The organism is Acinetobacter sp. YH1901141 (assembly GCF_013416935.1).
Lineage (GTDB): Bacteria > Pseudomonadota > Gammaproteobacteria > Pseudomonadales > Moraxellaceae > Acinetobacter > Acinetobacter towneri.
Map to the genome: position 1 here is coordinate 1 of NZ_VPEY01000050.1, position 7,348 is coordinate 7,348.

A 7,348-nucleotide genomic window follows, 5' to 3' on the forward strand; every position below is an offset into this window, starting at 1 on the left:
ATCTATTGTTATTCTTACCTGAAATTGATGTGAGCTTATAGAGACAAGGTAAATTTGCAAAAGTGCCGGCTATTCAGTGTTCATTGAATGTTTAATTTAATTTATTAAGCTTGACCTTGGAGTGGCTCTAAGCCTTATACTTGGTACAAATTTTTCGATTGTTATGATGATGCGTTCTACTACATGGATTACAGTCTTGGTTGGATTGTTCATGTTCCAAAGCTTTTGGAATGTGGCGGCGGCCTTTTGTGTCCATGAACAACAGCCTCAATCACAGCAGAGTTATCATTTTGGTCATCACCAAAATACCTTGTGTGCCAGCGATAGTCGTCAACACGATCATAATGGACAGTCAGAAAACATAAAAACATTCAGTAGCGATTTAGAAATCGGTGAAGATCATCAAGATCATCTACCATCGATGACGCATTTGATTGTACAAAATGAAAAAGTAGATGTGTTTCATCCAAGCTCTGAAGTTAAAGTGAATCCACAATTTCATTGGAAAAACAGCTATCAGGCTCCTGACCTGTTTCAACAAAGCCCACCTCCCAAATTTTCCCCGCTCATGGTGGGGTAGCCTAAAACATTCCCACCACTTTTATTATTTAAATAAGTGGGAAAAATCATGTCTTCACAATCAATTATACTCTTGCGTCATAGCTTGGTTGCTTGTATATGTGCAGCGGCTATGCAATATAGCTATGCTGAAAACGTTACCAGCTTTGAATCCGCTTTAGCAAAAGTACAAAGTTACCAGACTCAAGACAAGCTGTGGCAACAAGTTCAGCAAATATCTGAATTGAATATTCAGCAAAGTCGGTTATGGCAGAATCCAAGTATAAGTTTAGAACAGTCTGGCTTTGGCTCAGGTCAAGAACAGGAATTCAATGTTGGCGTTAGTCAACCTCTAGATCTATTTGGTCAGCGTAAGCTGAACCGGGTGATTGCCAATACCTCGAATCAACAAATCCAATTGCAACAGCAATTATGGAAGGCACAAAGCCAACTGATTGTTAAATTTGCATGGTCGCAATTTGCACTTGCTGAGGTTGAGCAGTCTGCTTATTCAGTACAGTTAAAAACAAGTAAAGCCAATCTGGACAGTGCCCAGAAACGCTATCAGGCAGGCAGTATTGCCCTGGTTGATTTTGAGCGTACCCAAATTGAAGCGCTAGAAATCCAACGACTTTATCAGCAAGCGATGCTGAATAAACAAGCTGCCGGTCGTCAGCTGTCTAATTTGTGGGGGGGAGAAACATCTTCACATCTTCAATTGAATAAAACCGCTATCCCTTGGCCAGAGCAAAGTCTCCAAACTGTGCAACGGTATATTGCTGAAGGGTGGCTAGAAAAATTCTATGCCTTGAACATTCAGCAATCGGATCATCAAATTGAAAATTTAAGAATTCAGGCACGTCCCAATCCGACTTTAAATGTAGGCATGAAACGTAGCAAAACCCCTAATGAAAGCAACGATACGACTTTGGCAATCGGCGTGGCTATTCCACTGAATATTTTCAACCGCCAGCAATATGCGATCCCGATGGTCCAGCAACAGCAAATATTGCTGAACCAACAGCAGCAGCGTGAGCTGAAGCAACAAATACTCAATATTGCCAACAGCATGCATCAGCTCAAAGGTTTACGTAGCCAGTTCGATGCCACAACAGCACAAGTTACTTTGGCGACCAAAGTTCAGAGCCGTACTTTACAAGGGTTTCAGGCAGGGAAACTGTCCATTACCGACGTTCAGCAAGCAACCACCCAACTGCAGAATCTTCGATTGGGTCAATTACAAATTCTACGTCAAGCTTGGCAAACTGCCCTCGCAGCTGAGGCACTCAGTATTGGCACAAGTTATGAAGAAATTAGCCGTTCGGATGCCTATACACAACTGAATAAAAAGGCAGTCGAAGCATCGCAAAATTTAATCAATGGGGGAGCACGATAAAATGAACGCCAAGCAAAACGGAAAAATATCCCAGTCTCTCATGATTGCAATTTTGATTCTGATTACGGTCTTGGTCAGTCTGGTTATTTGGTTAAGTTCAAAAAAAACTGAATCTGAGGGGCATGGTCATGATGAGGGAAATGCCGAACATTCTGATGAAGATAGTTCTGAAGAAGGACATGCTGAAGAAGGCGAAATACAACTGACCAGCCAACAAATGGTTGAACAAGGTTTAAAAGTTGCTGTTGCATCCACAGGATTGGTTGAAAAGCTGACAACCCTGCCAGGTAAATTGGTGGTGAATACCGATCAACAAGCGCATATATCGCCTAATTTTAGTGGTCATGTCGAGCAGGTCAATGTGGCTTTAGGACAGAGCGTGCAAAAAGGACAAACGCTGGCTGTACTAATCGTGCCTGAACTGATCGACCAACAGGCAAATCTGCGTATGGCACAGGTGAATCTGGATTTGGCCCGTAAAGATTACCAGCGCGAACAGCAACTCTGGTCACAGGGGATTTCTGCCAAACAGGATTACCAGCGTGCCGAAAATGCCTACCGTCAAGCGCAGATTACTGTCCAGTCCTCACAAGCACGTTTAAATGCATTAGGTGCAAGTGGCAATAACAATGGGCGTTTTCTGATTAAAGCACCGATCTCTGGGGTGATCAGTCAAAAAGATATTGTGGTCGGTGAAAATGTGCAACTGGCTAATCAGCTCTTTGTCATTGAACAGCTGAAAGATTTATGGCTTGAGTTTAATTTGCCGAATCAATTCTCAGGTCAACTGCAAGCCGGGCAAAAAATTGACTTTAAAGTGAATGATTCAGATCAAATCTATAAAGCTACTGTACAAAGCTTAACCTCTCAGGCAGATGTACAAACAGGGCGTCTGGTGGTGCGCGCAAAACTCGATGCGCAAGCTACTGAGTTGCGTTCTAATGTGTTAGTGAGAGTGTTGATTCCGGAAGCTACAGCAAAATCAGCCCTTCGGATTCAAAAGTCTGCGCTGCAAAGTATTGAAGGTGAAGACAGTATTTTCATCGTAGATTCAGAACAAAAAGGTCAAGTCCACTTAAAAGCACAGAAAGTGCAATTGGGGCAGGCTTCAAGTGATGGACAATGGCTTGAAGTGATTTCTGGGCTGACTGAAGGGCAGAAGTATATCGCTCAAGGCAGTTTCTTGTTGAAATCTGAATTAGAAAAAGACGAGGCAGGCCATGAACATTAATTCTGATCTGCCAAAACCAGAAGGTTTATTCGAACGAATCATTCAGTTTTCCATACAAAATGCGATTTGGGTGTTGCTCTTTGTCTGTACCTGGATTGCGGTCGGGGTGTATAGCTATCAGAAACTCCCGATTGATGCTGTACCCGATATTACCAATACCCAAGTCCAGATTAATACTCAAGCCAAGGGTTTTACTGCGCTTGAAGTCGAACAGCGGATTACCTATCCCATTGAAAATGCCATGGCTGGCATTCCGGATCTGGAGCTTACCCGTTCCATATCCCGTTATGGACTCTCTCAAGTCACCATTGTCTTTAAAGATGGGACTGATATTTATTGGGCCCGTCAGCAGATTAACCAACGGATACAGGAGGCGCAATCTGAGTTGCCTGCACAAATCGCACCGACGATGTCCCCCGTTTCTACGGGTCTCGGTGAGATTTATCAATGGGTACTGAAGGCAGATCCGAATGCGAAAAAGCCGGATGGAACTGCATACACGCCGATGGATTTGCGTGAGATTCAGGACTGGATTGTGCGTCCTCAACTGCAACGTGTTAAGGGAGTTGCAGAGGTCAACAGTATTGGTGGTTTTGAAAAAACCTATGTGGTCTCTCCCGATTTAAACCGGATGCAGCAACTGAATATCTCATTAGAACAACTGCAACAGGCTTTAGCGCAAAATAATGAGAACCGAGGTGCAGGTTATATTGAAGACAATGGTCAGCAACTGACGGTACGTGTACCGGGTACATTCAATGGGCTTTCTGATATTGAGAACACCATGCTGGGTAGCCCAAATGGCAGCCCAATTCGGGTTGGTGATATTGCGCAAGTCTCTATTGGGCATGATTTAAGAACCGGTGGGGCAACCTATAACGGCAAAGAAACCGTTTTAGGGATTGCCATGATGGCGATGGGTGGAAATAGCCGGACTGTTTCTAAAGCTGTGGATGCCAAGCTTCAAGATATTCAGAATAGTTTGCCTAAAGGGGTAGTGATTGAACCGGTGTACGACCGTACTACCTTGGTTGAGAAGGCGATTAAAACCGTTCAGAAAAACTTGGTAGAGGGAGCAATCCTGGTCATCATCATTCTGTTCCTGTTTTTAGGGAATATCCGTGCTGCCTTGATTACTGCCTGTGTCATTCCACTCTCTATGCTGTTTACCTTAACCGGGATGGCACAGAAAAATATCAGTGCCAATCTGATGAGTTTAGGTGCACTCGATTTCGGCATCATTGTCGATGGTGCTGTGGTGATTGTCGAAAACTGTATCCGGCGTTTAGCCCATACACAGCAACTGTTAAAACGACCTCTCACACAAAGTGAACGCTTTAAGGAAGTTTTTCTGGCTGCCCGCCAAGCACGTCGTCCTCTTATTTTTGGTCAGCTTATTATTTTGGTGGTGTATTTGCCGATTTTTGCTTTAAGTGGTGTAGAAGCAAAACTATTTCATCCGATGGCTTTAACCGTTGTTCTCGCACTGGTGGCAGCTATTATTTTATCGATCACCTTTGTGCCCGCTGCAGTTGCTTTATGGGTTAAAGGGGAGATCAAAGAAACGGAAAGCCGTTGGATGATCTGGCTCAAAACCCGATATCAACAGATATTGGATGGAGCCTATCATTACAAAGCGGTGGTTTTAACTTTTGCCATTTGTCTCCTGGTCATTACGGGTCTGCTCAGCACGAAGATTGGCAGTGAGTTTGCACCCCAGCTGAGTGAAGGTGATTTTGCGGTACAGCAATTACGTTCTCCAAGCACAGGCTTGGAAGAGTCTTTACGTATTCAGGAAAATACCGAAAAGCTTTTACTGAAAAACTTTCCCGAAATTAAAGCTATATTTGCCCGTACCGGGACTGCTGAAGTGGCGACAGATGTGATGCCACCGAATATTTCCGATGGTTATATCATGCTGAAACCACGTGAGGAATGGCCAGATTCAAAAGAAAGCCTAGATGCACTTCGAACCCGAATGGAAGCTTATCTTGCGACAATTCCCGGCAATAACAGTGAGTTTTCTCAGCCTATTGAGCTACGTTTTAATGAACTGATTTCAGGTATACGCAGTGATGTGGGGGTGAAGGTTTTTGGTGATGACATGCAGGTTTTGAATACTGAGGCTGCAAAAATCGCGAAAATCATTCAGCAAGTCGCAGGTAGCAGTGCGGTGAAAGTTGAACAAACTTCGGGTCTGCCTTTACTCAATGTAGAGATTGATAAAGCTTTAGCTGCCCAGTATGGCTTGAGTGTGAAATCTATTCAGGATGTGGTGGCTGCAAGTATTGGTGGACAAAGCGTGGGAGAGATTTTAGAAGGCGATCGTCGTTTTGATTTTGTTATCCGTCTTGGAGAGCAAGACCGTAGTGTCGCATCTGTTTCCCAGTTACCTATTCAGCTTCCAAATGGTGGCAGTATTTTATTGTCGGATGTCGCGCAAGTCTCGACCATTGAAGGAATCAACCAAGTCAGTCGAGAAAATGGTAAACGCCGAGTTGTGGTTACAACGAATGTTGAAGGGCGTGATTTAGGGTCTTTTGTTTCTGATGTACAGACACAGCTCAAAGCATACACTTTGCCAAGTGGTTATTGGATAGAATATGGCGGTCAGTTTGAAAATTTGGCTTCAGCCAAAGCACGGATGCAAATCGTGATTCCACTGGCTTTAATCACTATCTTTATTTTACTGATGGCGGTCTTTCACAATGTCAAAGAAAGTCTATTGGTCTTTACCGGGGTACCCTTTGCCTTGACCGGTGGTGTGCTGTTCCTTTGGCTAAGGGATATTCCATTATCGATGTCAGCTGGAATTGGCTTTATTGCCTTATCTGGTGTTGCAGTCCTCAATGGACTGGTAATGCTGACCTTTATTAAGGAATTAAGGGACAAATATCCAGTGCATAAAGCCGTGTGGCAAGGGGCTATTTTGCGCTTAAGACCAGTGTTGATGACAGCTTGTGTGGCTTCACTGGGTTTTGTACCAATGGCGCTGGCAACCGGAACAGGGGCTGAGGTTCAACGGCCACTGGCAACCGTAGTGATTGGCGGGATTATCTCTTCAACATTACTAACTTTGGTGCTGTTACCCGTGCTTTATCGTTGGATAAATGAAAAGAAAGTTTCTTAATCCAATAGATTAGTCGATTTACAGCAGAGATATTGGCTGTTATCCAATATCTCTGCTCATCATAAATAGAATAAGGAAAATATTTTATGTCAGAACATCATGATCATAGCCATGCGGTTGTTACTGAAGAAAATAGTAAGAAGTTAATGGTTGCCTTAGGTTTAACGACTACTTTTTTAATAGTAGAAGTTGTCGCTGCTTTTATTACCCAAAGTTTGGCTTTGTTATCTGATGCAGCTCATATGTTTACTGATGTAGCCGCTTTAGCTATTGCTCTTGCCGCTATCAAAATTGGTAAAAAAGCCGCAGATGATAAAAGAACTTTTGGCTATCAGCGATTTGAAATTTTAGCGGCTCTGTTTAATGCGGTGATGCTTTTTGTGGTAGCAATATATATTGTATATGAAGCTTATCAACGTTTTACGAATCCTGCTGAAATTCAAAGTGTTGGAATGATGATTGTCGCGGTCATTGGTTTGGTCATAAATTTGATTTCAATGAAAATCCTTTCTGCTAGTGCTGAAGGAAGTCTAAATATAAAAGGTGCATATTTAGAAGTTCTTAGTGATGCTCTAGGATCGATAGGCGTGATTATCGGAGGAATAGTTATTTATTTTACCCAGTGGATGTGGGTTGATACCGTAATCGCTGTGTTAATTGGCTTCTGGGTCTTACCTCGAACTTGGATTTTATTAAAACAAAGTATTCATATTCTGCTTGAAGGAGTTCCTGATGAGATTGATATTGAGTCGTTAAGAAATGATTTATTGAAGCTAGAGGGCGTTGAAGGGATTCATCAGTTGAAAGTCTGGGCTATATCCTCAAGAAATATTCATTTAACTGCTCATTTGGTTGCTCCGAATAGCAATACAGATCAACTCTATCAAAAGGCCTTAGAAGTTCTAAAACATAATCATAATATTACTGAAATTACGTTACAAATAGAAAATACGAAATGTAATACATTGAACCAACATAAACACTAATTTGGACTTTAGTCTTCATATAGATGTTTTGTGTAACTTTAAAGTAT

At 42.6% G+C, this 7,348-nt stretch carries 5 protein-coding genes; all 5 read left to right on the plus strand.

Going from position 1 to position 7,348, the window contains the following annotated elements:
- Nucleotides 1-163: 163 nt before the first annotated feature.
- The 5 genes from FTV52_RS14025 (at nt 164) to FTV52_RS14045 (ending at nt 7,301) form a co-directional block, all read left to right on the plus strand.
- The gene (locus FTV52_RS14025) at nt 164-580 is read left to right on the plus strand and encodes a cation efflux protein, CzcI-like (protein ID WP_227591950.1); all 417 of its coding nucleotides are present in this window, start codon (nt 164-166) and stop codon (nt 578-580) included.
- A 48-nt stretch (nt 581-628) separates the two neighbouring features.
- Nucleotides 629-1,954, plus strand: coding sequence for a TolC family protein (locus tag FTV52_RS14030; RefSeq protein WP_035269736.1), 1,326 nt, complete (start codon nt 629-631; stop codon nt 1,952-1,954).
- Nucleotide 1,955: 1 nt separating this feature from the next.
- The gene (locus FTV52_RS14035) at nt 1,956-3,185 is read left to right on the plus strand and encodes an efflux RND transporter periplasmic adaptor subunit (RefSeq protein ID WP_016658777.1); all 1,230 of its coding nucleotides are present in this window, start codon (nt 1,956-1,958) and stop codon (nt 3,183-3,185) included.
- On the plus strand, nt 3,175-6,315 hold the full coding sequence (locus FTV52_RS14040; RefSeq protein WP_005028604.1) for an efflux RND transporter permease subunit: 3,141 nt from the start codon (nt 3,175-3,177) through the stop codon (nt 6,313-6,315). Before FTV52_RS14035 ends, FTV52_RS14040 begins: the two co-directional genes overlap by 11 nt.
- An 86-nt stretch (nt 6,316-6,401) precedes the next feature.
- On the plus strand, nt 6,402-7,301 hold the full coding sequence (locus FTV52_RS14045; protein WP_005028603.1) for a cation diffusion facilitator family transporter: 900 nt from the start codon (nt 6,402-6,404) through the stop codon (nt 7,299-7,301).
- The last annotated feature ends 47 nt before the right edge of the window (nt 7,302-7,348 follow it).

Excerpts from the sequence above, each read along its gene's own strand:
- FTV52_RS14025 (WP_227591950.1), top strand. The coding sequence starts at position 164 with ATGATGATGCGTTCTACTACATGGATTACAGTCTTGGTTGGATTGTTC.
- FTV52_RS14030 (WP_035269736.1), top strand. The coding sequence starts at position 629 with ATGTCTTCACAATCAATTATACTCTTGCGTCATAGCTTGGTTGCTTGT.
- FTV52_RS14035 (WP_016658777.1), top strand. The coding sequence starts at position 1,956 with ATGAACGCCAAGCAAAACGGAAAAATATCCCAGTCTCTCATGATTGCA.
- FTV52_RS14040 (WP_005028604.1), top strand. The coding sequence starts at position 3,175 with ATGAACATTAATTCTGATCTGCCAAAACCAGAAGGTTTATTCGAACGA.
- FTV52_RS14045 (WP_005028603.1), top strand. The coding sequence starts at position 6,402 with ATGTCAGAACATCATGATCATAGCCATGCGGTTGTTACTGAAGAAAAT.